This window comes from Caulobacter sp. FG121 (assembly GCF_057809815.1).
On sequence record NZ_JBMDKR010000001.1, the window covers coordinates 924,293 to 949,618 of the forward strand.

27 protein-coding genes are annotated in these 25,326 nt (G+C 67.7%); 12 read left to right on the forward strand and 15 right to left on the reverse strand.

Annotated features, from left to right (window positions below; genetic code table 11):
- Nucleotides 1-73: 73 nt before the first annotated feature.
- Both ACODSL_RS04765 and ubiG read right to left on the reverse strand, forming a co-directional pair.
- The gene (locus ACODSL_RS04765) at nucleotides 74-592 is read right to left on the reverse strand and encodes a GNAT family N-acetyltransferase (protein WP_488899487.1); all 519 of its coding nucleotides are present in this window, start codon (nucleotides 590-592) and stop codon (nucleotides 74-76) included.
- Nucleotides 589-1,350 carry a bifunctional 2-polyprenyl-6-hydroxyphenol methylase/3-demethylubiquinol 3-O-methyltransferase UbiG gene (ubiG, locus tag ACODSL_RS04770; RefSeq protein ID WP_488899488.1) on the reverse strand — a complete coding sequence of 254 codons (762 nt, stop codon included), beginning with the start codon at nucleotides 1,348-1,350 and terminating at the stop codon, nucleotides 589-591. The genes ACODSL_RS04765 and ubiG overlap by 4 nt, the downstream gene beginning before the upstream one ends.
- Nucleotides 1,351-1,524: 174 nt before the next feature.
- Between ubiG and ACODSL_RS04775 the strand changes: the two genes are divergently transcribed.
- The 6 genes from ACODSL_RS04775 to ACODSL_RS04800 all read left to right on the forward strand — a co-directional run bounded on the left by ACODSL_RS04775 (nucleotide 1,525) and on the right by ACODSL_RS04800 (nucleotide 8,996).
- Entirely contained in the window at nucleotides 1,525-2,787 is a 1,263-nt protein-coding gene (locus ACODSL_RS04775) for an aspartate kinase (protein ID WP_488899489.1), read from the forward strand.
- A 177-nt stretch (nucleotides 2,788-2,964) separates the two neighbouring features.
- A complete protein-coding gene (gene ptsP / locus ACODSL_RS04780) occupies nucleotides 2,965-5,229 on the forward strand; it encodes a phosphoenolpyruvate--protein phosphotransferase (protein WP_488899490.1) in 2,265 nt (754 codons plus the stop codon).
- A 193-nt stretch (nucleotides 5,230-5,422) separates the two neighbouring features.
- Nucleotides 5,423-6,376 carry a helix-turn-helix domain-containing protein gene (locus ACODSL_RS04785; RefSeq protein ID WP_488899491.1) on the forward strand — a complete coding sequence of 318 codons (954 nt, stop codon included), beginning with the start codon at nucleotides 5,423-5,425 and terminating at the stop codon, nucleotides 6,374-6,376.
- 57 nt (nucleotides 6,377-6,433) lie between these two features.
- The gene (gene ispG, locus ACODSL_RS04790; protein ID WP_488899492.1) at nucleotides 6,434-7,576 is read left to right on the forward strand and encodes a flavodoxin-dependent (E)-4-hydroxy-3-methylbut-2-enyl-diphosphate synthase; all 1,143 of its coding nucleotides are present in this window, start codon (nucleotides 6,434-6,436) and stop codon (nucleotides 7,574-7,576) included.
- A gap of 133 nt (nucleotides 7,577-7,709) precedes the next feature.
- Nucleotides 7,710-8,171, forward strand: coding sequence for a hypothetical protein (locus ACODSL_RS04795; protein WP_488899493.1), 462 nt, complete (start codon nucleotides 7,710-7,712; stop codon nucleotides 8,169-8,171).
- 387 nt (nucleotides 8,172-8,558) lie between these two features.
- The gene (locus ACODSL_RS04800) at nucleotides 8,559-8,996 is read left to right on the forward strand and encodes a hypothetical protein (RefSeq protein WP_488899494.1); all 438 of its coding nucleotides are present in this window, start codon (nucleotides 8,559-8,561) and stop codon (nucleotides 8,994-8,996) included.
- Here the strand turns inward: ACODSL_RS04800 and ACODSL_RS04805 are convergent.
- Nucleotides 8,993-10,066 carry a Zn-dependent alcohol dehydrogenase gene (locus ACODSL_RS04805; RefSeq protein ID WP_488899495.1) on the reverse strand — a complete coding sequence of 358 codons (1,074 nt, stop codon included), beginning with the start codon at nucleotides 10,064-10,066 and terminating at the stop codon, nucleotides 8,993-8,995. The genes ACODSL_RS04800 and ACODSL_RS04805 overlap by 4 nt on opposite strands.
- A 146-nt stretch (nucleotides 10,067-10,212) precedes the next feature.
- On the opposite strand from ACODSL_RS04805, the gene ACODSL_RS04810 reads away from it, so the two are divergent.
- Nucleotides 10,213-11,823: a carboxylesterase/lipase family protein gene (locus tag ACODSL_RS04810; protein WP_488899496.1), complete on the forward strand. Its 1,611-nt coding sequence runs from the start codon at nucleotides 10,213-10,215 to the stop codon at nucleotides 11,821-11,823.
- 18 nt (nucleotides 11,824-11,841) lie between these two features.
- Complete coding sequence (locus ACODSL_RS04815) at nucleotides 11,842-12,462, forward strand: TIGR02466 family protein (protein ID WP_488899497.1); 621 nt, start codon at nucleotides 11,842-11,844, stop codon at nucleotides 12,460-12,462.
- Between the two features lie 15 nt (nucleotides 12,463-12,477).
- Here ACODSL_RS04815 and ACODSL_RS04820 read toward each other — a convergent pair whose 3' ends face one another.
- The gene (locus tag ACODSL_RS04820; RefSeq protein WP_488899498.1) at nucleotides 12,478-13,107 is read right to left on the reverse strand and encodes a DUF998 domain-containing protein; all 630 of its coding nucleotides are present in this window, start codon (nucleotides 13,105-13,107) and stop codon (nucleotides 12,478-12,480) included.
- Between the two features lie 207 nt (nucleotides 13,108-13,314).
- Here ACODSL_RS04820 and ACODSL_RS04825 point away from each other — a divergent pair, with 207 nt between their 5' ends.
- A complete protein-coding gene (locus ACODSL_RS04825) occupies nucleotides 13,315-13,980 on the forward strand; it encodes a hypothetical protein (RefSeq protein ID WP_488899499.1) in 666 nt (221 codons plus the stop codon).
- Nucleotides 13,981-14,022: 42 nt separating this feature from the next.
- On the opposite strand, the gene ACODSL_RS04830 is transcribed toward ACODSL_RS04825, so the two are convergent.
- Genes ACODSL_RS04830 through ACODSL_RS04840 form a run of 3 tightly spaced genes read right to left on the reverse strand, consistent with a single transcriptional unit; the run spans nucleotide 14,023 to nucleotide 15,716 of the window.
- Entirely contained in the window at nucleotides 14,023-14,559 is a 537-nt protein-coding gene (locus ACODSL_RS04830; protein ID WP_488899500.1) for a hypothetical protein, read from the reverse strand.
- A gap of 9 nt (nucleotides 14,560-14,568) precedes the next feature.
- Nucleotides 14,569-15,351, reverse strand: a complete 783-nt coding sequence (locus ACODSL_RS04835; RefSeq protein WP_488899501.1) for an SDR family NAD(P)-dependent oxidoreductase — start codon at nucleotides 15,349-15,351, stop codon at nucleotides 14,569-14,571.
- 26 nt (nucleotides 15,352-15,377) lie between these two features.
- Nucleotides 15,378-15,716, reverse strand: a complete 339-nt coding sequence (locus ACODSL_RS04840) for an Mpo1-like protein (RefSeq protein ID WP_488899732.1) — start codon at nucleotides 15,714-15,716, stop codon at nucleotides 15,378-15,380.
- Nucleotides 15,717-15,832: 116 nt separating this feature from the next.
- Here ACODSL_RS04840 and ACODSL_RS04845 point away from each other — a divergent pair, with 116 nt between their 5' ends.
- Complete coding sequence (locus ACODSL_RS04845) at nucleotides 15,833-16,042, forward strand: flagellar basal body rod C-terminal domain-containing protein (protein WP_488899502.1); 210 nt, start codon at nucleotides 15,833-15,835, stop codon at nucleotides 16,040-16,042.
- On the opposite strand, the gene ACODSL_RS04850 is transcribed toward ACODSL_RS04845, so the two are convergent.
- Nucleotides 16,039-16,500 (reverse strand): SRPBCC family protein, encoded by a 462-nt coding sequence (locus tag ACODSL_RS04850; RefSeq protein WP_488899503.1) that lies wholly within the window; start codon nucleotides 16,498-16,500, stop codon nucleotides 16,039-16,041. The genes ACODSL_RS04845 and ACODSL_RS04850 overlap by 4 nt on opposite strands.
- Nucleotides 16,501-16,511: 11 nt before the next feature.
- A complete protein-coding gene (locus ACODSL_RS04855; protein ID WP_488899504.1) occupies nucleotides 16,512-16,865 on the reverse strand; it encodes an ArsR/SmtB family transcription factor in 354 nt (117 codons plus the stop codon).
- A 206-nt stretch (nucleotides 16,866-17,071) separates the two neighbouring features.
- Between ACODSL_RS04855 and ACODSL_RS04860 the strand changes: the two genes are divergently transcribed.
- Both ACODSL_RS04860 and ACODSL_RS04865 read left to right on the forward strand, forming a co-directional pair.
- Nucleotides 17,072-17,962, forward strand: coding sequence for an MBL fold metallo-hydrolase (locus tag ACODSL_RS04860; protein WP_488899505.1), 891 nt, complete (start codon nucleotides 17,072-17,074; stop codon nucleotides 17,960-17,962).
- Nucleotides 17,963-18,030: 68 nt separating this feature from the next.
- Nucleotides 18,031-18,228: a hypothetical protein gene (locus tag ACODSL_RS04865; protein WP_488899506.1), complete on the forward strand. Its 198-nt coding sequence runs from the start codon at nucleotides 18,031-18,033 to the stop codon at nucleotides 18,226-18,228.
- Nucleotides 18,229-18,280: 52 nt separating this feature from the next.
- Here the strand turns inward: ACODSL_RS04865 and rpoD are convergent, their stop codons facing one another.
- The 6 genes from rpoD to ACODSL_RS04895 all read right to left on the reverse strand — a co-directional run bounded on the left by rpoD (nucleotide 18,281) and on the right by ACODSL_RS04895 (nucleotide 25,217).
- Nucleotides 18,281-20,233: an RNA polymerase sigma factor RpoD gene (rpoD, locus tag ACODSL_RS04870; protein ID WP_488899507.1), complete on the reverse strand. Its 1,953-nt coding sequence runs from the start codon at nucleotides 20,231-20,233 to the stop codon at nucleotides 18,281-18,283.
- 74 nt (nucleotides 20,234-20,307) lie between these two features.
- Entirely contained in the window at nucleotides 20,308-22,209 is a 1,902-nt protein-coding gene (dnaG, locus tag ACODSL_RS04875) for a DNA primase (RefSeq protein ID WP_488899508.1), read from the reverse strand.
- A 194-nt stretch (nucleotides 22,210-22,403) separates the two neighbouring features.
- Nucleotides 22,404-23,273, reverse strand: a complete 870-nt coding sequence (gene sigJ / locus ACODSL_RS04880; RefSeq protein ID WP_488899509.1) for an RNA polymerase sigma factor SigJ — start codon at nucleotides 23,271-23,273, stop codon at nucleotides 22,404-22,406.
- A complete protein-coding gene (locus ACODSL_RS04885; protein WP_488899510.1) occupies nucleotides 23,270-23,824 on the reverse strand; it encodes a hypothetical protein in 555 nt (184 codons plus the stop codon). Before ACODSL_RS04885 ends, sigJ begins: the two co-directional genes overlap by 4 nt.
- 2 nt (nucleotides 23,825-23,826) lie before the next feature.
- Nucleotides 23,827-24,216, reverse strand: coding sequence for a hypothetical protein (locus tag ACODSL_RS04890; RefSeq protein ID WP_488899511.1), 390 nt, complete (start codon nucleotides 24,214-24,216; stop codon nucleotides 23,827-23,829).
- Nucleotides 24,217-24,296: 80 nt separating this feature from the next.
- Entirely contained in the window at nucleotides 24,297-25,217 is a 921-nt protein-coding gene (locus ACODSL_RS04895) for a hypothetical protein (protein WP_488899512.1), read from the reverse strand.
- Nucleotides 25,218-25,326 lie beyond the last annotated feature (109 nt).

Here is a 25,326-nt window from a genome sequence, read left to right on the forward strand (position 1 = left end):
CACTTTCCTTCGTCATGGTGAGGAGCGAGCTTCAAGCGACCCCGGACTGGATCCGGGGCTCGAACCACGCACACTATCCCGCCCGATCCAGCCGCCACCGCCACACCGGCCCGTCGTCCGGGTCATCCAGAGCTTGGATGAACCGCAGCCCCAGCCGCTGCAGGATCGTCGTCGAGGCGCTGTCCACGGGCAGCGTATGGGCCAGCACGTGTTCCACGCGCGGGTCTGCCAGCGCATGGTCGACCATCCCTCGCGCCGCCTCGGTCGCCAGGCCGCGCAGGCGGTAGCCCGGCGCGATCTCGTAGCCGATCTCGACCTGCCCATGTTCGGGCGCGCCCTTGAAGCCGCCGAGGCCGATGAGGGTGTTGTCGGCCTCATGGATGATGAAGTGCATCCACCACTGGGCCAGCGCCGGGTCATCCGCCAACCGGTCCCGAGTGCGGTCGATGGCGTCCATCGCGTCCGCGCCGGCCCAGTCCGGCGCAACGGCGACGCCAAGAGTCTCCGCCAGCACCGCGTCGCCGAGGCCGACAGCCAGCAGGTCGCTGTAGAGCGCCGGTTCGAGCCGCAGGCGGGTCGTGCGGATGGTCATTTCGCCGGACGGGCCACGGTCATCATGTAGTTGACCTCGGCGTCCGATGACCGGACCCACTTGCCCAGCAAGGGATTGTAGGACACGCCGAACGGCCCCTCGATGTCGAACGGGTGGCCTTCGAGGAACGAGCGCAGTTCTGCCGGAGTCAGGAACTGCTTCCAGTCGTGGGTGCCCGCCGGCACCCAGCGCAGAACATACTCGGCGCCGATCTTGGCCAGGGCCAGCGCCTTCAACGTGCGGTTCAGGGTCGCGACGATCATGATCCCGCCCGGCGCCAGCAGCTTCGCCGTCGTACGCAGGAATTCGCCAGGGTCGGCGACGTGTTCGATCACTTCCATGTTCAAGATCACATCGAACGGCCCGGCCTTCTCGGCGAGCAGCTGTTCAGCGGTCGAGGCGCGGTAGGCGATGTCGAGGCCCTGTTCGGCGGCGTGGGTCGACGCCGTGCCAATGTTTCGCTCCGAGGCATCGACGCCGGTGACGGTGAAGCCCAGCCGGCTCATCGGCTCGCTCAGCAGACCGCCGCCGCAGCCGATGTCGAGCAGTCTCAGCCCCTCGAACGGCCGCCGCAGGCAGCCATCGCGGCCGAACCGGGCCAGCACCTGTTCACGGATGAACCCCAGCCGGATTGGATTGAACTTGTGCAGCGGCGCGAACTTGCCGCGCGGATCCCACCATTCGGCGGCGATGCGGGAAAAGCGTTCGACGTCTTCGGGGTCGACGCTGGTGCGGAGTTCTGCGGAGGCGATGGCCATACCCCCTATCTAGAGCGCCGGCGATCAACCGTCGACCGGATGCGTACCGGGGTGATCTGGCGCATTGCGGCGCCGCGAAAGCCTCGCTAGAAGGCGACCTCTTGCGCGGACGCGATGTTCCAAACGCCGCTTCGGCAAGAAAAAACCGCCAAACGAGGGGGCGAGCGGCCTGACGTGTCACGGCTGGTGATGAAATTCGGCGGCACCTCGGTGGCCGACCTTGAACGGATCCGTCGCGTGGGACGGCTGGTCGCGGCTGAGGTCGCCACCGGCAAGCAGGTCGCCGTGGTCGTTTCAGCGATGGCCGGCAAGACCAATGAGCTGGTCGCCTGGACCGACGGCGCCGGCGCGGCCGCCCAGGGCCTGCCCGCCAGCGACGACGAGTACGACATGGTCGTCGCCAGCGGCGAACAGGTGACGGCCGGCCTGCTGGCCATGACCCTGCGCAACATGGGCCTGAACGCCAGATCCTGGCTGGGCTGGCAGATCCCGATCCTGACCGACGAGGCCCATGGCCGCGCGCGGATCGATGAAATCCCGCCGGAAAGGCTGGCCGCCGCGATGGACGCCGGCGAGATCGCCGTGATCGCCGGCTTCCAGGGCGTGACCCGCGACGGGCGCATCGCCACGCTGGGTCGGGGCGGCTCGGACACCAGCGCGGTGGCCATCGCCGCGGCGCTGGGCGGCGCCTGCGACATCTACACCGACGTGGACGGCGTCTACACGACCGACCCGCGTATCGAGAGCAAGGCCCGCAAGCTGGCGCGTATCTCCTATGAGGAGATGCTCGAAATGGCGTCGCTTGGAGCCAAGGTATTGCAGACCCGGTCCGTCGAACTGGCCATGTCGCAGCACGTCCCGCTGCGCGTGCTGTCCAGCTTCGTCGAGCCGGGCCAAGAGTCCGGCCATACTTCCGAAGGGAAGGGCACCATCGTCTGCGACGAGGAGGAGATCGTGGAAAAGCGCATCGTGAGCGGCGTGGCCTACAGCCGCGACGAGGCCAAGATCAGCCTGTTCGGCCTGCCGGACACGCCCGGCGTCTCCTCGAAGATCTTCGGCCGGCTGGCCGACGCGAACGTCAACGTCGACATGATCGTCCAGAGTCACGCCCGCAGCGAGGGCGCGGCCAACATGGAGTTCACCGTCGGCAAGCGCGACGCGGGGCGGACGGTCGATATCCTGCGGTCCAGCCAGCAGGACATCGGCTTCGAGGACGTTCAGCTCAACGAGGACGTGGCCAAGGTCTCGGTCATCGGCGTGGGCATGCGCAGCCATGCCGGCGTGGCCAAGACGATGTTCACGGCCCTCGCCGAAAAGGGTGTGAATATCCAGGTGATCTCGACCAGCGAGATCAAGATCAGTGTGCTGATCGACGAGGCCTATACCGAGCTGGCCGTGCGCGCCCTGCACGCGGCCTACGGTCTGGACCAGCTCTAGAGCCCCGTCGGCGCGGGCTCGCGCCATCGATCAGCCTGATTTTGGGGCAATTTGGCCAACGGTCGCCGGTCATCCGGTGATTGTCGTCAGTTGACGACTATTGCGGGGGCGGCGTCACTGTTCCCCAGCGGAAATCTGCTATAGGCGCCGCTCAGGACGGGAGAACACATCAGGCCAATGGTCGCGTCGAGCTTCGCCATTCGGGGACCACGCAGTCTGCTGAAGCAGATTCGCGAAGCCATGGCTGGCGACAGCCCCGCTCAGGCCAAGCTCGACATGGTCGTGCGGATCATCGCCGCATCGATGGTCGCCGAGGTCTGCTCGATCTATCTGCGCCGCGCCGGCGGCGAGCTGGAACTGTTCGCCACGGAAGGTCTCTCCAGCGATGCCGTGCACGTCACCCGGCTGAAGTCCGGCGAAGGCCTGGTCGGCGAAATCGTCCGCCTGGGTCGCCCGCTGAATCTCAGCGATGCGCCGAACCATCCCGCCTTCGCCTACCGCCCGGAAACCGGCGAAGATCCCTACCACTCGTTCCTCGGCGTGCCCCTGTTGCGCGGCGGCCGGCCGATCGGCGTTCTGGTCGTCCAGAACCGCACCGAGCGCAGTTACGGCGAGGAAGAGGTCGAGGATCTGCAGATCATCGCCATGGTGCTGGCAGAGATGGTCGGCGCGGGCGAGCTGCTGAGCAATGAGGCCCTCAAGGACGTCGAGATCGCGCCGCACAAGCCCGAGCGGCTCAAGGGCGCGAAATTCTCCGACGGCCTGGCCTACGGCACCGTGGTCCTGCACGATCACCCGGTGGCGCCCGAGCAGCTGCTGTCTGAGGACGCCACGGCCGAGGAAGCGCGGCTCACCGCCGCCATCGGCGCCCTGCAGACGCAGATCGACGACATGCTCGAGGGCCACCACGGACTGGTCGGAGCGCCCTACGAGGTGCTCGAGACCTACCGCATGTTCGCCCATGATCGGGGATGGAACCGGTCCCTGCAGGAAGCCGTGCGCTCGGGTCTGACCGCCGAGGCCGCCGTCGAGCGTGTGCGCAGCGAACACCGCGCCCGGCTTGGTCAGGCGCGCGATCCCTATCTGCGCGAACGGCTGCACGATCTGGAGGATCTCAACGACCGCCTGCTGCGCCACCTGACCGGAGACGGTCACATCTCGCGGGAACTGCCCGACGACGCCATTCTGGTGGCGCGTAATCTTGGCCCCGCGGACCTGCTCGAATACGACCGCACGCGGCTCAAGGGCCTGCTGCTGGAGGAAGGCTCGACCGCCAGCCATGCCGCCATCGTCGCCCGGGCGCTGGACATCCCCTGCGTCGGCCGTCTGGCCGGCCTCCGCGACAAGGTTTCCCAAGGCGACGCGGTGATCGTCGACGCCGAGACCGGCGAGGCCTTCCTCCGGCCCCGCCCGGACGTTGTGAAGGCGCTCAACAGCCGGCTCGAGGTCCGTGCGCAGCGCAAGGCCCAGTTCGCCCGTCTGCGCGACACGCCGGCCTTCACCAAGGACGGCTCCAAGGTCACCCTGCTGATGAACGCGGGCCTGGCCGTCGACCTCGACATCCTCGGCGAGACCGGCGCCGAAGGCATCGGTCTGTTCCGCACCGAATTCCAGTTCATGGTCGCCGAGGACATGCCCCGCCTGGACGCCCAGCGGACGCTCTACGAAAAGGTCCTGGACGCCGCGGGCGGCATGCCGGTGACGTTCCGAACCCTCGACCTCGGGGGCGACAAGCTGCTGCCCTACATGGAACTGGAGCGGGAAGAGAACCCCGCCCTGGGCTGGCGCGCGGTGCGCATGGGCCTCGACCGCCCGGCCCTGCTCCGCCTGCAACTTCGGGCGCTGATCTGGGCCGCCCATGGTCGGCCGCTGCGCATCATGTTCCCGCTGGTGGCCAGCGTGGACGAGTTCCGCGCCGCCCGCGCCTTCGTCGACGCCGAGCTGACCTGGGCCCAGCGCCGCGGCCGCCCCGCCCCTTCGCGGCTGGACGTCGGCGCCATGATCGAGGCGCCGTCCCTGCTCTGGCATCTGGACGCCCTGCTGCCGATGACCGACTTCGTCTCGGTCGGCACCAACGACCTGATGCAGTACCTGTTCGCTGCGGATCGGGGGAACCCGCGCGTGGCCGATCGCTATGATCCGCTGTCGCCGCCCGCGCTGCGCGCGCTCAAACAGATCCAGGACGCCTGTGCCGAAACGGGAACGCCGGTCTCGGTCTGCGGCGAAATGGCCGGTCGGCCGCTCGAGGCGTTCGCACTCGTGGCCCTCGGTTTCGACCGTCTCTCCATGCCCCCCGCGGGCATCGGCCCGGTCAAGCAGATGGTGCTTTCCCTTGACCGGGAAGCTGCTCGCCGCGGAGTGGAGACACTGATCCGGGGGACCTCGGGTTCGGTGCGCAACGAGATCGAGACGCTGGCCCGGAAATTGTATGTCGCTGTCTGACGGTTAACGACCAGCGACGGATTAGCGCATTGAATTTCGAGCGTTATTTTGATATTCACAACCCTGCATTAACCGTTCCCTCCGTAGGGGAACAAAAGTGCGCCGCGCTCCCGCGTGGCGCGAGTATGTGGGGGCGTCGGTAGCCATGCCGCTCGATTCTGGCGGGGTTACGCAACTGTTTCGTTCAGGGGATATGGATTCGGCTGACCACTATGGTCCGACCGAGGAGCCTTCGCTGTTCTATGGACCCGACATCGGCGCGGCGCTGAAGGCGGCCCGCGAATTCCGCGGCCTGTCGCTGCAGGACGTGTCGGACGCCACCCGGATCCGCCGCACCTATCTGGCCGCCGTCGAGGACATGCGGCTCGAGGAGCTGCCCTCGCGGCCGTTCACGCTGGGCTACATCAAGGCCTACGCCAAACACCTCGATCTGGACCCTGAAGACGCGGTGAGCCGCTTCAAGGAGTCCTCGCCCGATCCGGATGAGCCCCTTCGCGCGCCCGTCGGCGTCCGTCGCGAGCGCGATCCGCGCATGGGCATGATCATCGCCAGCGGCGTCCTGATCGTCGCCGCGATCGTGCTGTGGAACATCGCCCAGCGCGCCATCAGTGAAGACGCCCCGCCGCCGCCGACGGCTCCGGAAAGCGTCGCCAGCGCGCTGCCGACCGGTCCGTCCGGCACAGTGCCGCTCGGCGCGCCCCTGCCCGCGCCGGTCGAGGCCTCGACCCCTGAGGTCTACAAGACGCCCGGCCTCGAAGCCGCCGCGGCCGCTGAAGGGTCTGCTGACGCCGCCGCCGCCGCCCAGAAGATCCGCAAGGACGCCGAGGCCGCCGCCGCAGCAACTGCAGGACCCGTTGTTTCGCCCGGGACGCCGTTCGTCGCCAAGGGCCCGGTTCACGGCGCCGACGCGAACGCCTCGACGGTCACCCTTCAGGCCCGCAAGGCCACGACCCTGATCGTGCGCGGCGCGGACGGGTCGGTCTATTTCGCCCGCTCGCTGTCGGCCGGCGAGGCCTATCGCGCGCCCAACATCAAGGGCGTAGCCGTCGAGGTGGGCGACCCGGCGGCGATGGATGTCTTCGTCGCGGGCAAACTGCGCGGCGTCATGCCGGCCCCGACCGCGACGGTCTCGTCCCTGGCGGGGTAACGAAGATTTCGTGACGGGCTTGGGAAACGCGGCGCGCGGGCTTACCTTGGGCGTCTCATGAGCCACGACGATCACACACACGTCCGCCCCTGGCGCCACATCGAGCGCCGCAAGTCCCGCCAGATCCATGTCGGATCGGTGCCGGTGGGCGGCGACGCGCCGATCACCGTCCAGTCGATGACCAACACGCTGACCGCCGACGCGGCGGCGACCATCGACCAGGTCCGCCAGCTGGAGGAGGCCGGCGCCGACATCGTGCGGGTCTCCTGCCCTGACGTGGAATCGACGGCGGCCCTGTCGGCGATCGTGAAGGCCTCGAAGGTCCCGATCGTCGCGGACATTCACTTCCACTACAAACGCGGCATCGAGGCCGCGAAGGCGGGCGCCGCCTGCCTGCGTATCAATCCCGGCAACATCGGCAGCCCGGACCGTGTCCGGGACGTCATCCAGGCCGCCCGCGACCACGGCTGTTCCATGCGTATCGGCGTCAACGCCGGATCGCTGGAGCGCGACCTGCTGGAAAAGTACGGCGAGCCCTGCCCGGACGCGATGGTCGAGAGCGCGCTGAGCCACGCCCGCATCCTGCAGGATCACGACTTCCACGAGTTCAAGATCAGCGTGAAGGCCTCGGACATCTTCATGACCGTTGCCGCCTATCAGCAGCTGTCGGAAGCCATCGACTGCCCGCTGCATCTGGGGATCACCGAAGCCGGCGCCCTGCGCACGGGCACGGTCAAGTCGGCCATCGGCATGGGCAACCTGCTGTGGGCCGGCATCGGCGACACCATCCGCGTCAGCCTGGCCGCCGATCCGGTCGAGGAGATCAAGGTCGGTTTCGACCTGCTCAAGTCGCTGGGACTGCGCCACCGCGGGGTCAACATCATCGCCTGCCCGTCGTGCGCGCGGCAGGGCTTCAACGTCATCAAGACGGTGGAAGCCCTGGAAGCGCGCCTCGCGCACATCTCCACCCCGCTGTCGCTCTCGATCATCGGCTGCGTGGTCAACGGCCCCGGCGAGGCGCTGATGACGGACCTCGGCTTCACCGGCGGCGGCAAGGGTTCTGGCATGGTCTACATGGCGGGCCGACCGGACCACAAGATGGACAACGACCACATGGTCGACCACATCGTTGAACTGGTTGAAGCCCGCGCCGCCCAGATCGACGCCCAGACAGCGGCCGACTGCCAGGCCGCCGAATAGGCGCCGCGACGGTTCGTCGCGCCCTCAATTCCGCAAAATGGGTAAGTTTGTCGTTTGATTTACAAGCACTTGCACCAAGATGCCCCCGCTTCGGTTACTCTCTGGTCACCGAGTCGAAGCGGGAGAACTCAAAGTGCCGAACCGGACGGAAAAGCGACGCGATCGACTGGCCCTGCGAGCGACGACCGGCTTCATGCTGAACTCCGTGGATCTCATGTCCCGGATCGTGGGCGGAGACATTCTGCGGGGCGTGATCTTCACGGCGATCGTTGACGCCAACGTCCGCCATATCCGGCCCGGCGACGTTGTGGGTCAGACCTATTCCGAGGCGTCCGATCAGGTTCCGGATGATCTGCGTCGCCCGATCAGCGTCCACGCGCTCGCTCTCGAGCTGGACATCCCCTACGAAACAACCCGCCGGCATGTGAACGCGCTGATCGCACAGGGCTTCTGTCTGCGCGGCGAGACCGGCATTCTCGTTCCGGCATCGGTCCTGGCGCGGGACCAGATCTCGATGGCCCTTCGCCGCAATTTTGAGAATCTGCGTCGGCTGGTCAACGAGCTGCGCGAAGGCGGAGTCGAGTTCGCGGTCTGACGAAGCAACGCCCCCCGGCCTCGAAAAAGGCCAGGGGGCGCTCGTCGGCGGCCATATCGGGGGGGCAGGCGGCCGCCGGCGATCTGAGCGGCGCTGTCGTTGCACCGAAAGTCATGACCTCGGCTGGGCCCGCGTCTTCGCTTGCCTTCAGCCGGGCGTGATCCATGTAGTGGCGTATGACACCCGCCTCGCCTGTCCACGCCATGGCGAACGAAATGCGCGGAGCCAATGCCGGGTTCGGCAGAGGCTTCGCGCACCCGGGTGCGCGGTCAGGCAGATTTCCCCCTTGTCTCGCCCTGCCTGAAGCGGAAGATAGAGGTTCGTCCGCGCTCGACGATCACTCTATTACTCAATATGGGTATAAAGACTGTCCGCGGAGGCCTCGCCATGACGACTGAGGACGACATGCGCGACGCAGCGGCGGCCGACGACGTCGCCATCGCGGCCCGTCTGGCAGGAGAGTTCTTTGTCCGCGGCGTGGAGATCGTCGCCCGGGCGCACGGCGGCGATCTGCTGCGCGGCATCATCTTTACCGCCATCGCCGTCGCCAACGGCGAGTCCACGCCCGTCGGCGGCGGGGGACAGCCCCGCCCCGTCAGCGTGATGTCGATCGCCCACTCGATAGGCGTGCCCTACGAAACCACTCGCCGGTACGTGAACATGCTGGTCGCCGAAGGCCTCTGCCTCCGGGAGGGCCGTCGCGGCGTGATGATCGCCGAAAAGGCCCTCCGCGCCCCGGAAATGGTTGCGGCCTACAGGGAAACCTTCGCCAGCATCAATCGGCTGGCGACGGCCCTCAAGCGCATCAACTACTCCCCGGTCTAGTCGAAGACGATGACCGAGCGGGCGAGCTCGCCGCGCTTCAGCTCGTCGAACGCCTCGTTGACCTGCTCCAGCTTGATCCGCTGACCGATCATCTCGTCCAGCTTCAGCTTGCCGGACATGTAGAAGTCCACAAGGCGCGGCATGTCGACCGGGAAGCGGTTGGAGCCCATCAGCGAGCCCTGGATGCGCTTCTCACCCAGGAAATCGGCGCCGTGCAGCTCGATCATCGTGCCGACGGGGATCATGCCGATGACGTTGCAGGTCCCGCCGCGGGCCAGCATCTTGAAGGCCTGTTCGGTGGTCTTCTTCAGGCCGATGGCCTCGAAGCTGTGGTCGACCCCGCCCTTGGTCAGCTCCATGACCGCCTTGACCGGATCGTCCTGGCTGGCGTCGATCACGTCGGTCGCGCCGAAGTGCTTGGCCAGGTTCAGCTTGGAGGCGTGCATGTCGATGGCGATGATCCGGCCGGCGCCGGCGATGGCCGCGCCGTTGACGGCTGCAAGGCCGACGCCGCCGCAGCCGATGACCGCAACGGTCTCGCCGGCCCGGACGCTTGAGGTCTGAACCACCGCGCCAACGCCTGTGGTCACCGAACAGCCGATCAGGGCAGCGCGGTCGAACGGCATATCCTTGCGGATGGCGACGCAGGCGTGCTCGTGGATCAGCATCTGCTCGGCGAACGACGACAGGTTCAGAAACTGGTTCAGGCCGTTGCCGAGGCGCGGCTCGTCGTCCTTGGCGCGACGCACGTCGCCGCTGACGCACCGGGCCATGTGGCCGGTCACGCAGTGATTGCAATGGCCGCAGAAGGCCGACAGGCAGGTGATCACATGATCGCCCGGCTTCACGGTGCGCACTTCGCTGCCGACCGCCTCGACGATGCCCGCGCTCTCGTGGCCCAGAACGGCCGGAAGCGGGTGGGGATAGGAGCCCTCGACGAAATGCAGGTCAGAGTGACAGACGCCCGCGGCCTTGGTGCGGATCAGCACCTCATGCGGGCCGGGCTTGTTGATCGTCACGTTTTCGATCTGAAGCGGCTTGCCCACTTCACGCAGCACTGCGGCCTTCATCGACGTCTCTCCCCTTGGACTGGTTGGCGCGACGTTATCGCCGTTCACCCTGTGAGCGAAAGGCCTGCCCGAACGGAAACCCGCAAGAATCTCGACGGATCGTGGGTGGTGGGATACCGATGTTTCGAGACAACGGGAGTCCGGCCATGACCAAATCCATCGACATCTCCAGACGCGGACTGGTGGGACTGGGTCTGTCGGCGGCCGCGATGGCCGGTCCCGCCCTGGCCCAGGTCGCCAATCCCGCCCTGACCGCCGGCTTCAAGGGCGTCGACTGCGGCAAGGGCGTCACGGCCTACAAGGGCGTCGCCTACGCCAGGCCGCCGGTCGGGCCCCTGCGTTTCGCCCCGCCGGTCCGCCTGCCGACCCCGACCGGCCGCCACGACTGGACGAAATTCGGCCCGCCGGCGATCCAGAACCCCTCGCCTTCGTCAGCCAACCCCACGTCCGAACTCGGCAAGGCGCTTCAGACCATCTTCCCGACGGCCTCGGAAGTCGCGGCTCAGAGCGAGGACTGCCTCTACCTCAACATCTGGACAACGGCGAAACAGCCCGAGACCGGCCGACCGGTGATGGTCTGGCTGCATGGCGGCGGCTTCGCCTACGGCTCGGGCGCCTGGCCGATCTATGACGGCACGAACCTGGCGACCCAGGACGTCGTCGTCGTCACGCTCAATCATCGTCTGAACGTGTTCGGCTACGCGGACCTCGACAGCGTCCGTGGATCAGGCAACGCGGGCATGCTCGACATTGTCGCGGCCCTCGAGTGGGTGCGGGACAACATCTATCTGTTCGGCGGAGATCCCTGCAACGTCACCATCTTCGGCGAGTCCGGCGGCGGCGCGAAGGTCAGCTACCTGCTGTCCATGCCCAAGGCGCAGGGCCTGTTCCACCGCGCGATCATCGAGAGCGGTCCGGGCGTGAAGGCCGTCCCGAAAGACCGCGCCGGCGCCCTGGTGAAAACCCTGTACGCGGAACTGGGCATCGACCCTGGCGACGTGGTCGCCCTGCGCGACGTGCCCGCCGAACGGCTGGTGGCCGCCGCCGCCGCGGCGGAGGCGAAACAGCCCGGCGCCGGCTTCGACCGCAGCGGGTTCTCACCGGTGGCTGACGGCGACATCCTGCCGATCAACCCCTGGGACCCGGCGGCGCCCGCCACGGCCCAGAACATTCCGGTGATGATCGGCATCAACAAGGACGAGATGACCCTGTTCATGGCCTCCGCGCCCTGGTTCGGGAAACTCGACAATGCCGGGCTCGAGAAGATGGCCGGCGCGATCTACGGCCCGAAGGCCCCGTTGGTGCTGGCCGCGCTGCGCAAGGACTTTCCGAACGACTCGCCGACCTACCTCGCCTGCCATCTGACCACCTACGGACGCATGTTCGCGGGCTCGGTGACCATCGCCGAACGGAAGGCCGCCCAGGGCGGCGCCAAGGCCTACATGTACCTGCTGGAGTGGGAGACGCCGGTCGGCCCGTTCCGCAGCCCTCACACGCTGGAAATCCCGCTGGCGTTCGACAACGTCGAGACCGCCCGGGTGCTTGTCGGCGAAGGCCCTGCCCCGCAGGTGCTGGCCAAGCAGATGAGCGCCGCCTGGGTCGCGTTCGCGCGCACCGGCAATCCCAATACCCCGGTCCTGCCCTACTGGCCGGCCTACGACGCCGCCAAACGGCAGGTAATGCTGTTCAACCTCAAGAGCCACGTGGTCAGCGACCCCTACGCCGCGACCCGCAAGGCGGTGACGGGGGAGGCGTGACGGGCTAGAGGGCTGCGCATGACCAGCCGCGCCCTCTTCGTCACCCGCCTGCACGAGGCCAGCCTCGCTGCGGACAAGGGCTTTGCCGCCCTCAACGCCGACCTGGAGGACGCCTGCCGCATGCTGGCGGCCGAGGACCATGCAGGTCGCGCCTGGTGCAAGGCCAACGCCTACCCCGGCTATACGTCCTACGCGTCACTGGACGACCTGCCGACGCGGGTGACGGCCTTTGGCGATCTGAAGAAGCGCCTCGACAAGCAGGCCGCCCTCTTCGCCGCCGACGTGGCCTTCGACCTCAAGGGCCGCCGGCTGGTCATGGACAGCCTCTGGGTCAACATCCTCAAGCCGGGCGGGACGCACACCAGCCACATCCACCCGCACAGCGTGATCAGCGGCACCTACTACGTCGCCACGCCGCCGGGAGCGTCCGCCCTGAAGCTGGAGGACCCACGCCTGCCGATGATGATGGCGGCGCCGGGGCGCATGAAGGAAGCGCCGGAGGATCTGCAGACTTTCGTCTACGTCACTCCGGCGCCCGGGACGGTGCTGCTGTGGGAGAGCTGGCTGCGGCACGAGGTGCCGGCCAACGGCGCGAAGAGCGACCGTATCTCCGTCAGTTTCAACTACGCCTGGCGCTGACGCCAGGCGCGCTGGTCAGTAGCCTTCGCGCTTCTTGCGTTCGCGCGCGGCCAGCCGCTGGGCGAGACCCAGGAACGCCAGCCCCATCCACGGGAAGACCGCGAGGGTCTGGGCCCGCTGGATCAGGCCGGAATTGGCCGGGGTCATGACGTTGAAGTGGCCCCAGTTCATCATGATGCCCAGCGCCGCGATGCCGCCGAGAAAGCTGAGGATCAGCAGGGTCTTCACGCCGGACATGTCGCTGCGGTCGGAAAGACCGAGGAACATCAGCAGCGGCGCGGCCAGCAGGGCCAGGCCGATGTTGTGCGCGTGATGCAGGGCGTCCGGCAGCGGATGCAGACCGGCCATGATCAGCGCCGCGCCCCCGAGGGCGATGGCGATGAACGCCAGGACCGGAAGGATGAGGCCCGACCCCAGTCGACGCATGCCGAGCAGGGCGCCCAGTCCGCCGAGGATCGCCAGCCCGCCCGTCGCCATCAGTCCGTAGTTGAACATCTGATGTTGCGGCGAGGCGGCCGTGCCCAGATCGCTGATCGGTGTGGTCATGTGGTTCAAGCCCGGCCAGGCCAGGCTCGCGGCGATCAGCACGCCGTAGTAAACGATGGGGGTGAGGGCCCCGATACGCAGCAGCAATGAGGCGAGCATCTAGGCTTCCCCCTTTTCTTGTTTTTCCCAGAAAGGACGCTCGCAGGCGGCCGGGCCCGCGTCAACGCGATGCGCGCCGTGGGTGAACCGCAGGTAACAAACCTGGATCAACGCCGGTTCAGGAAGACCGGCGTTATCTGTCTCCATGAGGGATCGGTCCCTCGTTGGGAGGCTATGATGAACAAGGTTTCGCTAGGGATTGCGGGGGTGGGCGCGGCCCTCCTCGTGTCCGCCGCGCCGGCCATCGCCAGCGCCGCGGAAATCAACTGTCCGGCGTCACAGGTGCGCCGGGAAATCACCACGCCGTTGCCCGGCGACTGGTGGGACACGCCGATCGTCAATTCCCTGACCAGCACGGCGGTGGTCAACATCGGCGGCACGCCGGCGCTCCAGTGCCGGTACGGCGCGGCGGGCAGCATCCAGCGCAACGCCCCGGCCGACATGGTCTGCACCGCGCATGCGGGCGGCTTCAGCTGTCACCCGATGGGACCCCCTCCCCCGCCGCCGACGCCGCCGACCTACTCGACCGGCCCGGTCGAACTGCCGCAGACCTATCTGGTCGATTTCGACAACGGCGCGGTCACCAGCGGCGGCGGCGCGGACCTCTGGTTCCAGGCGGCCACTCCGGCCATGATGTTCCTCACTCCACGCAACGGCGCGAAGATGGCTGTGGGAGATCTCAGCAACCGCGGCTTCGAGGGCTGCGTCACCGAGAGCTTCAGCACTGCGCGCGTGCCGATTCTGGCCGTTCCCGTCGGCAGCTATGTCTGCATGAAGACGAGCGCCGGCCGTATCAGCCAGTTCCGGGTCAACGGGATCAATCCCGGTTACCCGAAGACGCTGCAGCTCGGCTACACCACCTGGGGCTACTAGCCCCGGCGAGCGCCCCTTCCGGCGACGGAAGGGGCGTTGGCGTCAGGCTTCCACTTCCCGCGCGCCCAGCAGCCGCAGCACGCGCGGCCAGACCTGGAAGAAGGACGACAGGAAGCCGACCACGGTCGCCACGGCCTGGAACGCGGTCCAGATCGTGTCGATCAACGGGTTGGCGAACATCAGACTGGCCAGCTTGAACAGGATCTGGCTGATCTGGATGCGGAACTGGGCGTAGACCTCGGAATACTCGATCGAGACATGGCCGATCCAGGCCGCCGCGATCGCGCCGAGGACGGGCCCCCAGAGGAGCGGCAGGAACAGCAGCAACGCCAGCACGAACACGACGAGCCGGGTCGCGACCGTCTCGCGCCCGGCCGTCAGGGTCAGGACCAGGACGGCCAGCACCGCAAGGGTGAGCCCGGCGAACCCGACGGGCAGGACGAGGTCGGCCACTTCGACAAGCCGCATGTGCGCCAGCGCCGCGCCAGCGAGGATCGCGATCAGCGAGACGACGAAACTGATCAGCCAGGCCGCGCCATACTGGCCGAGCCGCGTTCGGATAAGCGCGCTGTTGAACATGGGTGCCCCCTACATGGCCGCGGCGGCATAGGCGACACCGCCGTCGACCGCGATGGTGATGCCGACGCAATAGTCCCCGGCGCGGGAGGCCAGGTAGATCGCCGCGCCCTGCATGTCCTCGTCCGTGCCGATGCGGCGCGACGGAATGCGGGCCGCGACGGCCTCGGCCTGGTCGCGCGCCACGGTGTTCATCTCCGAGGCGAAGGCCCCGGGCGCGATGGCCGTGACGACGATGTTGTCCTCGATCAGCCGCCCGGCCATGCGCCGCGTCAGGTGGATCATCCCCGACTTGCTGGCCTGGTAGCTGTAGGTCTCCTGCGGATTGGGGCGGATGCCGTCGATCGAGGCGATGTTGATCACCTTGGCCGGCCGCTCATGCGTGGCGGAAGCCCGCAGCGCCGGCGCCAGGGCCTGGGTCAGGAAGAAGGGCGACTTGAGGTTCAGGTTCATCACCTTGTCCCAGCCGGCCTCCGGAAACTGATCGAACTCGGCCAGCCAGGCGGCGCCGGCGTTGTTGACCAGGATGTCGAGGCTGGTCTCGTACTTACCGTAGGCCTGGGCCAGCAGATTGCAGCCCTCGACCGTCGAGACGTCCTGCGGCAGCGAGATGCACACCCCGCCGCCGGCCGACAGCTCGGCCGCCGTGGCGTCGCAGGCGCCGGCCTTGCGCGAGGAGATGTAGACGCGCGCGCCGGCGGCGATGAAGCCGGCCGCGATCATCTTGCCGATGCCGCGCGATCCGCCGGTGACGAGAGCCGTGCGGCCCTTGAGGGAGAAGAGGTCGGTGCTCATGGATCTGTCCTGGATTGAAGGAGGCGCTACCAGCGCCGCTTGCCGGTGACCGTCTCGAAGAACAGGCGGAAGTCGCCCATCAGGCTCCAGAGCGGGTATTTGAAGGTCGCGGGGGTGTTCTTCTCGAACACGAAATGGCCGACCCAGGCGAAGCCGTAGCCGACCAGCGGCATGGCCGCGAACCACCAGCGATTGCCGGTCACGAGCGCCATCCCGAAAGCCGCGATGACGAGCCCCGTCCCCACCACATGGATTCGCCGGCAGGTCCGGTTCGAATGCTCGTGGATATAGAACGGGTAGAAGGCCTCGAAGCTGGGATAGCGGCCACCGTCTGGCTGAACTGGGGCGGGATCGATCTGGCTCATGGCCGGAAAGGTGCGGCAGGGGCGCGGCGCTGGCAAGCCGCTGTTCACCACGCTTGCCGACGGCCCGTTAGGCGCGCCGTGCGATAGCGGATCCCGACATCACGGGAATTCCGCCCATGCAGGCCCTGCCCATCGCCGCCGCCGGTCTGCTCGACGCGGCCAACCGCTTCGACGCCAGCGCCCGCCGCACGGCCGCCGCGCCGCTCGACGATCTGGTCAAGGAAACGGTCGAACGCATCGAGGCCAGGACCGCCTTCAAGGCCAACGCCGCCGTCATCCGCACGGCCGACCAGATGACCGGCGCGCTGCTGGACATGCTGGCCTAGGGCTGCCGTTCCAGTTCCTCACCCAGCGTGACGAGCATAGCCTCGGTCCCTTCGATGCGCCCCGAGACATTGCCGTCGAGGTAGACACCCTGCTCGGTGAACACCAGTCGGGTCCCCTTGCCTTCCGGCCGGAACTCCGCCGTCGACAGGGACGAGGATAGCGGCGCCCCGCCAAGGGTCATGGCGTAGGCGAAGATCAGTCGCTCGTTCGGCGCCACGTCGAGATAGGTGCTGTCGTTGGTGATGATTACGTCGGCCCCCGGCGGCGAAAAGCGGCTGGACTCGGTCTTGCCGACCCCCAGCTCTCCGCCGCTGTGTTCGTGCAGGGTCCATTCGTCCGCCTTGAAGAACCAGCGCATGCGCGCCTCGCGGTCGGTGAAGGCATGGAACACGCGGGCCGGCGCGGCGTCGTAGACGCGCTCGAGACAGAAGGTGGCGTGGGTCAGGGCGGAGGGCATGGCGCGGTCCTTCAGACTTCGTCGGCCGGCTTGGTGGCGGCCAGATACTCGCCCAGCCGGTCGAGCTGATGTCCGACGGCGACCCGCCGGGCGTTAATCCATTGCTCGGCCTGGGTGAGCACGGTCGTATCGAGCGTGCAGGTGCGCACCCGCCCGACCTTGAGACTCTGCACCAGGCCTGCGGCCTCGAGCACGGCCACGTGTTGGCCGACCGCCGCCAGGGACATCGGCAGGGGCTCCGCCAGCTGGCTGACCGACGCCGGCCCGAGCGTCAGTCGCTCGAGCATCTGTCGTCGCGCGGGATCAGCCAGCGCCTGAAACACGGCGTCGAGCGGCGGCGGAACGGAGGCTTTATGCTGAAGCATACGCTTTAGTATCTCGGAGAGATCCTGCGGACAAGCGAAAACTCAAGCTAACGCTTTAGTGATGATCCGGGCTGTCCGCGATCGAGCGCAGGTCAAAATCTGTATCGCCCCGTCCCGCGCCGGTGCCCTTCCTCGAATCCACCACTTTGAGTAGGCTGGGCGTTCACGATTCAACATCCCCTTTCAAACACCGGGATCTCAGCTTCATGTCCATAACCCGCACCGCCCTCGCCGAATGGGCGCTGGCGCCCGTTGTCGCCTTGTCGCTGCTGGCCGCGCCGGCGCAGGCCCGTGAGGCCGAGGTGCGTCAGCTGAGGCCGGACGTCTATGTCCTGATCGGCATCGACGGCAACGTCCTCATCCTGCCCGACGCCCAGGGCGCCCTGATCGTCGACGATCAGCGGTCGCGGGCCCACAACGAGACCGTCGCCGCTGTCGCCAAGGTATCGCCGGCCCCGGTCCGGTACGTCATCGACACCCACTGGCACCTGGACCACGCCGGCGACAACGCCGCCTTCGCCAAGTCGGGCGCGGTGATCATCGCCCAGCGCGAGGTCCGCACCCGACTGAGCAGCGACCAGTTCATGGTCGCCTACAACAGCAGGATCCCCGCCCAGCCCCCGATGGCCTGGCCGACGCTTGTCTATGACGACACGCTCGAACTGCACATCGGCTCCGAAACCGTTCTGCTGCGCCACACCCCGGCCGCCCATACGGACGGCGACACGATCGTCAAGCTGGTCAAGGCCAACGTCATCCACATGGGCGACGTCTATTTCAACGGACTGTTTCCGTTCATAGACACCAGCAGCGGCGGCGGCGTCATGGGCGTGGTCGCGGCGGTCGACGCGACCCTGGCGATGGCCGATGACGCGACCATCATCGTGCCGGCCCATGGCGAGATGGCAAAGAAGGCCGACCTGCAGGCCTACCGCGACATGCTGGTCGACATCACCGCGAAGGTGCGCAAGGGCATCAGGGCCCACAAGACGCTGGCCGAGATCCAGGCCGGCAAGCCGACTGCGGCCTACCCGCTCGAAGGCGAGGCCGACCGGCTCGTAGAGTCGATCTACGAAGGACTGACGAAGAAGGGCTGACGGAACGGCGGTCGGCGACAGGCGTTGCTCAGGCACAGGCGCGATCGCGCCCTCCCGGAGAGACCCGCATGGCCTACCGTCAAGGATCCCTGGTGCTGACCGCGCCGTCGATGCCGCTTTTCGCGGTCTCGCTCGCGCTGGCCATCGCCGCGGCCGTCGCCCACTACGGCAACGTCGGCATCCCGTTCGTCAGCGCCCATGTCATCGACACGCTCGTACTGGCCTTCGGCGTCCTGACCGCGGGCGTGCTGATGCGCGGGGCGTAGCCAGGAATCAGCAAAAAGGGCGGCCCGTGAGAGCCGCCCTTGTCTGTCTTGCCTAGCTGTCGAGGAACGACCTGAGCTTCCGCGACCGGCTCGGGTGCTTGAGCTTGCGCAGGGCCTTGGCCTCGATCTGCCGGATGCGTTCGCGGGTGACCGAGAACTGCTGGCCGACTTCTTCCAGGGTGTGGTCGGTGTTCATGCCGATGCCGAAGCGCATGCGCAGGACGCGTTCCTCGCGCGGCGTCAGCGACGCCAGCACGCGGGTGGTGGTCTCGCGCAGGTTCGACTGGATGGCCGCGTCGATCGGCAGGATGGCGTTCTTGTCCTCGATGAAGTCGCCGAGATGGCTGTCTTCCTCATCGCCGATCGGCGTTTCGAGGCTGATCGGCTCCTTGGCGATCTTCAGGACCTTCCGGACCTTCTCCAGCGGCATGGCCAGCTTTTCGGACAGCTCTTCCGGGGTCGGCTCGCGGCCGATCTCGTGCAGCATCTGACGGCTGGTGCGGACGATCTTGTTGATCGTCTCGATCATGTGCACCGGGATGCGGATGGTCCGCGCCTGGTCGGCGATCGAGCGGGTGATCGCCTGACGGATCCACCAGGTGGCATAGGTCGAGAACTTGTAGCCGCGGCGGTACTCGAACTTGTCGACCGCCTTCATCAGACCGATGTTGCCTTCCTGGATCAGGTCGAGGAACTGCAGGCCGCGGTTGGTGTACTTCTTGGCGATGGAGATCACGAGGCGCAGGTTGGCCTCGACCATTTCCTTCTTGGCCTGACGGGCCTCGCGTTCGCCCTTCTGCACGGTCTGGACGATGCGGCGATAGTCGTCGATCGGCACGCCGGTCTCGGTGGCCAGCGCCGCGACTTCCTGACGGATATCGCGGATCGAGCTGTCGTCGTTCTCGCTGAACTTGGTCCAGCGCACGCCCAGCGCCTTGACCTTCTCTGACCAGTTCGGGTCGAGCTCGGCGCCGAAATAAGCCTTGAGGAACTCGGCGCGGCTGATGCCGTAGCTGTCGGCCAGACGCAGCAGGCGGCCTTCCAGCGCGATCAGGCGACGGTTGATCGCGTAGAGCTGATCGACCAGGGCCTCGATACGATTGTTGTTCAGCTTGAGGGTCTTCAGGCGGGTGACGATGGCGCCGGAGGCGGCCTCGTAGGCCTTGCGGTCCTCATCCTTCAGGTCGCCGCCCTTGAGCCGGCGCTCGACCAGCTTTTCCTGCAGGCGACGGAAGGCGTCGAATTCGGCGGCGATGGCGTCGAGGGTCTCCATGACGCTTTCGCGCAACTCGCCTTCCATGGCGCTGACGGTCGGGCCGGCGCCGTCATCGAAGTCGTCGTCGTCGTCCTCGCCTTCAGGCTTTTCCTCGCCGTCGACGGTTTCCTTGGGCTCGGCCGGCTCGGCGTCCTCGGTCGGCACGATCACCGGCGCGGCCGGGAACATCACGCCGTAGGTGCCTTCCAGGTCGATCACTTCACGCAGCAGGATCCGGCCGGTGCCGAGCTCCTCGCGCCAGACCATGATGGCTTCGAACGTCAGGGCGCTTTCGCACAGGCCGCGGATCATCGTGTCGCGGCCGGCCTCGATACGCTTGGCGATGGCGATTTCGCCCTCGCGCGACAGCAGTTCGACGCTGCCCATCTCGCGCAGATACATGCGCACGGGGTCGTCGGTGCGGTCGTAGGTCGACTTGGTCTCGGCCTCGGTGACGATGGCCGTTTCTTCGCGGTTGGCGACCTCGCCGCCTTCGCCGTCGGCCGCGTCTTCTTCCGCCTCGACAACGTTGACGCCCATCTCGGACAGCATGGCCAGGGTGTCTTCAATGGCCTCGGAGGTGACTTCCTCGCTCGGCAACACCTTGTTCAGCTCGTCCATCGTGACGTAGCCGCGGGCCTTGGCCTGTTTGATGAATTTCTTGACCCCGGCATCGGTGAGGTCGAGGAGCGGGCCGTCCTTCTCGGGGGCCTCGGGGGCGTCGGACTGGTCGGTGGCGGTCGTGCTCATGGCGATCTCCGGCGGGCCGCCCCCGGTCTGGGCGGGACGCCAAGTGAAACAGGCGTGGGACGCGGCAAAGCGTCTCAGGGGATAGGTTCACCGTCCGTCCACAGGGTTCCCGAGCGCACGGATCGCTTGAGAGTGTCCCGTTCGGCTTTCAGTCGCTCCAGCGCCGCCATGTCTGAACGGCCCCCAAGGTTACCCTTGGCGGACGTAATGGCAGCCTCGAGCGCAGCCAATCGGTTCAGAACCTCAAAAGCGTACGTCCACTGGGACCTGGCGGTGGCGAGGGTGACATCCTGTTTCAGGAAGGGCGCGCCTGCTTGAGCAGCGGCCCGGTCGATGTCAGTCAGCAGCCCGGCAAATCCACGATCCCGCAGATGGCGGTTGAGCGCCCCGGAGTCAAGGTGGTCAGCCTCCAGACGAAGACGAATGATTTCAGCGGCCAGCGCCGACAGCGCCGGATCGCCGAACCCGGCCTTCTCGAATGTCTCCAGATGATCGTCCAGCCGGTGGGGGTCCTCCAGCACCGCCTTGGCCAGGGCCGCGGCCAGCGGATCCAGCGCCGTGGACAGCCGTTTGGCCGCCGCCTTGCCCTCCGGTGTAGGGAACGCGGACTCGAAAACCATGCCCGGCTTGCCACCCGGCTTCCATGGGCGGTTCGGCGTGAACGGCGCCCGCGCGCCCTGCTGCGGCTTCTGGAACAGCAGATCGAACCGGCCGAGCAGGTCATCGCGATAGGCCTGGGCCAGGTCCTTGTCGGCGATGGTGTTGGCCTTCTCGCGCAGCCGCGCCTTGAGCCCGGCCTTGCGTTCGGGACTGTCGAGCGGCTCCTGGTCGCGCTCGCGGGTGAACAGGGCGTCGGCGAAGGGCGTGGTCTGGGCCAGCTGGGCGCGCAGGGCGGCCGGTCCCTGTTCGCGCAGCACGTCGTCGGGGTCCTTGCCGCCGGTGACGATGGCGAAGCGGAAGCTCTTGCCCGGCTTGAGCAGCGGCAGGGCCCGGTCGATCGCCCGGCTGGCGGCGCGCCGTCCGGCCCCGTCGCCGTCGAAGCACAGCGTCGGCTCGGGATGCAGGCGCCAGAGCACCTCCATCTGCTCCTCGGTCAGGGCCGTGCCCATCGGCGCCATGGCGGCGATCCCGGCGCGCTGGCAGGCGATCACATCCATGTAGCCCTCGACCACCACCAGGGCCGCGTCCGCGCCATCGGCCGACGGCGGGCCCGCGTGCAGGATCTTGCGCGCCTCGGGCAGACCGTACAGCAGCCGCCCCTTGGAAAAGACGCTGGTCTCGGGGCCGTTCAGGTATTTGGCGCGCGCCTCCGGATCCATCGCCCGGCCGCCGAACGAGACGATCCGGCCGCGCTGGTCGGCGATCGGGAAGATGATCCGGTCGCGGAAGCGGTCGCAAGGGGCGCCGCCGTCCTCCGGCGCGATGAGCAGACCCGCCTCGACGAGTTCGGCCGGCCGTGCACCCTTGGCGATCAGATAGTCCTTCAACGCCGTACGACCCGACGGCGCGAAGCCCAGCCGGAAGCGGGCCCACTCCTGTTCCGGAAGCCCGCGGCGGATCAGCGTCTCGCGCGCCGCCTTGCCCGACGGCCGTCGCAGTTCGCCCTCGAACCAGACGGCGGCCATCTCAAGCCATTCGGTCAGACCCTGGCGCTGCTTTTCCTGCTCGGCCGCCCGAGGGTCCGGCGCGGGCATCTGCAGCCCGGCCTCCCCGGCCAGCCGCTCGACGGCCTCGACGAAGCTGAGCCGCTCGGTCTCCTGCAGAAAGCTGATCAGGTCGCCATGCTTGCCGGAGGAGAAGTCGTGGAAGAAGCCCTTGTCGTCGTTGACGAAGAAGCTGGGCGAACGCTCCTTGGTGAACGGCGACAGGCCGACGTACTCGCGGCCCTGACGCTTCAGCTTCACGGTCTTGCCGATCACGTCCGACAGGCGGAGGCGCGACTTGATCTCTTCGAGGAAGCGGTCGTCGAAACGCATTCGGGCAGCATATCGCGGAAGACGCCGCTCGGCGCTAGTCGCCCATGGATTCCTTCTCCCGGACGGAGAAGGAGGGGCCCGCCCGCGAGCTTGCGAGCAGGGTGGGAGGTTGAGGGCTTACGGTCTGAGCAGGCTAGACCACGCCGTAACCCCTCACCCTCCCGCCGCTCCGCGTCGGGCCCCTCCCTCTCCCGTCAGGGAGAGGGGAGAACATGCCCGAGCTTCTCCGGATTGCGCATGATGTAGATCGCCGCGATGCGCTCGCCGGTTTCATCGGGCTGGAAGGCGATGATGGTCGGGCCCACCGGATCTCTGAGAATCATCCCAGGAAGCCCGTTGATCCGCGCCGGCCGGGCGTCGCCGGCCAGCGGGATCGTCCCCCGGCTGGCCAGACCCCGCAGGAGCAGCAGAACGTCCTCCCGCCCGATCATCGGTCGCAGGGCCGCCGGGCGTTTTCCGCCGGCGTCGGAGATCAGCACCGCGTCCTCGGCCAGCAGGCGCGACAGGGCCTGCGCATCGTTGGCGGCCGAGGCGGCGAGAAAGGCGGCGGCCAGGCGCTCGGCCTGTTCGCGGGGCACGCTGAAGCGAGGACGGGCGTCGCGGATGTGCGTCCGGGCCCGGCTGGCCAACTGGCGCACCGCGGCCTCGCCCTTGCCAAGCGCGGCGGCCACGGCGGCATAGTCCTGGTCGAAAACGTCGTGCAGCAGGAACACCGCCCGCTCCAGCGGCGACAGCCGTTCCAGCGCCAGCAGGAAGGCCACCGACACGTCCTCGGCCCGTTCCAGCGGATCATCCGCGATCTCCTCGATCAGCGGCTCAGGCAGCCAGGGGCCGACATAGGTCTCGCGGCGCGCGCGGGCGGACTTCAGGCGATCAAGGCACAGGCGGGTCACGGTCTGGACCAGCCAGGCCTGGGGATTGTCGGCGCTCGCCCCGGCCCGGTCCCAGCGCAGCCAGGCGTCCTGGACCATGTCCTCGGCCTCGCTCACCGACCCGAGCATGCGGTAGGCCAGCCGCTTCAGGCGGGGCCGCTCCTGCTCGAAAAGGGCGACAGCGTCGGTCAAGCGGCGAGCAGCTCCGGCCGGTGGAACGGCGCCGGCTCGCCGGCCACGATCACGCGGGAACAGGTCTTGCCGTGGCCGAGTCCGTATTTCAGCGCGGGATACATCCGCGCGGTGGTCAGGGCGAGGCTGAGGGCCACCACGGCCTTCTGGCCCCAGCGCCGGACAATCTCGGCGCGGACCTCCTCGGAGTCGGCCAGGTTCCGGTCCAGTACCGCCTGGGCGAAGTCGTAGCCGAGGGCCGCCGTCTCGCCCATGGCCGCGCGGTCGCCGGCGAGGATGGCCCGCAGGATGTCCGGCTTCACGCCGCTGGCGGTGGCGATGTCGACGCTGATCTGCGTGCAGGGGCCGCAATCCTCGGCCAGGGTCCCGACGATCGCTGCCGCCGCCATGGCCGCCGCCGGGGCGTCCTTGCTGTGTCCGAGCGTCGGCACGAAGCTGAAGCGGAAGAAGGTCCCGGTCCCGGCATCGAGCAAGTCATGCATGTAGGCGGCGTCGTAGCCCCACTGCTTCTCGACCTTGCGGATCTGGGCGCGGAAGAAGGCCTTCAGCATGGTCAGGCTCCTGTTCCGGAAGGACGCGAGCGCCAGGCGATCCAGGCGGTCAGCAGGGCCGGCAGGAAAACGCCGGGAAAGTCGCGGGCGAAGTCGCTGAGCGGACTGGCGCCACAGGCCCCGTCGCCAATGTGGATGGCGGCGTGCAGCAGCTGGAACGCCGCCGCGCAGACCAGCGCCGGCCAGCCCTCAGCCGGCCGCCAGGCGAACCAGCCCAGTCCCAGCGTCACGACCAGATAGGCCATGCCGATGTCGCGGATGAAGTGCGGGTTATAGGCGCCGGTGGCGGTCACCCCCGGCACGGCGTCGTACCAGGCCAGCGGCGCGGCCAGCATGAAGAGGCCATTGCCGCCGAGCAGCACCGCCAGCGCGATCGCGATCCATCGGTTCATGGGAAAACTCCGTGTTCCCTTGCCAGACGAGGAACCCGCTCCCGCTGTGACATGCGACCCGGAAAATACAGGCCTGTATCTCAGACCGGCGCGGCCTCGCTGTAGCCGGCGTAGCTGTCCTTCAGCGTGGCGTGATTGAGCAGCATCTCGGCCACCTGTCGCTGGCCCGTGGCGTCGAAGATGCGGCTGCGGACCCAGTAGGACTCGGTGCGGCGGCTGTCGGCCAGGGCGGCGATCTCGCGGCGGATCAGATAGGTCTCGCCGACGAACAGCGGCCCGTCGATCATGCGGATTTCCTGGTCCGCGAACAGGCCGACGGCGGGCCCCTTCACCGGGAACTTCGCGGCGTGGCTGGAGTATTCCGCCAGCACGCTGACCATCTCCAGCGGGATGATCGCCCGGCCCCAGGGCGAGGCGTTGGCGTCGCTGTACCAGGGCGAGTTTTCGGTGATCCGCGCCAGCTTCTCGTTGAGCGAAAACGGATAGAGGGCGCCCATGTTCTGGTCGGGGGCCATCGTGACCAGTTCGTCGACCGCGCCGGCCATGCCGACCTTCAGGTCTTCGAGGATCAGCAGCTTGCCGGTCGGGCGAAGCGCGGCCATGCGTGCTTCGAGCAGGGTCTGGCCGTGATCGGGGCCGAGGCTGGCGGAAGCCTCCAGCACCGGCGTGCCGTCGGCCTTTTCCGCCCGGACCAGCGTGCGCGTGGCGCCCTCGGGCGGGATCTCGACGATGGCCCGGAGCTCTTCGCCCTCGACGACCATGTTCTGGTAGTGAGCCGACAGGCAGCCGCGCTCGAACCAGGCGTTGCCCCAGATCTTCGCCAGCAGCGGCGGGAACAGGCTGAAGTGGGTCGGCCCCTCGATCGGCCCGGCGCGGAAGCCGAGCTTCTCGGCCATGGCGTCGTCATGGATCGAGCTGTGGCCGCCGTACTCCTGGTCCTGCAACATCTGGCGCGGCGCGCGCAGCGGTCCCACGAGAGTCAGGGGCGTATCGAAGCTCATGGCGCATCTCCCGGGCCGTTGCGGAGCGACTTTGACCGCTGGGGCCCCCGACCCGTCAAGCGCTCGCCGGCGAACAAGGGTCGTTGACGCGCCGGGCGAACTGCGAACC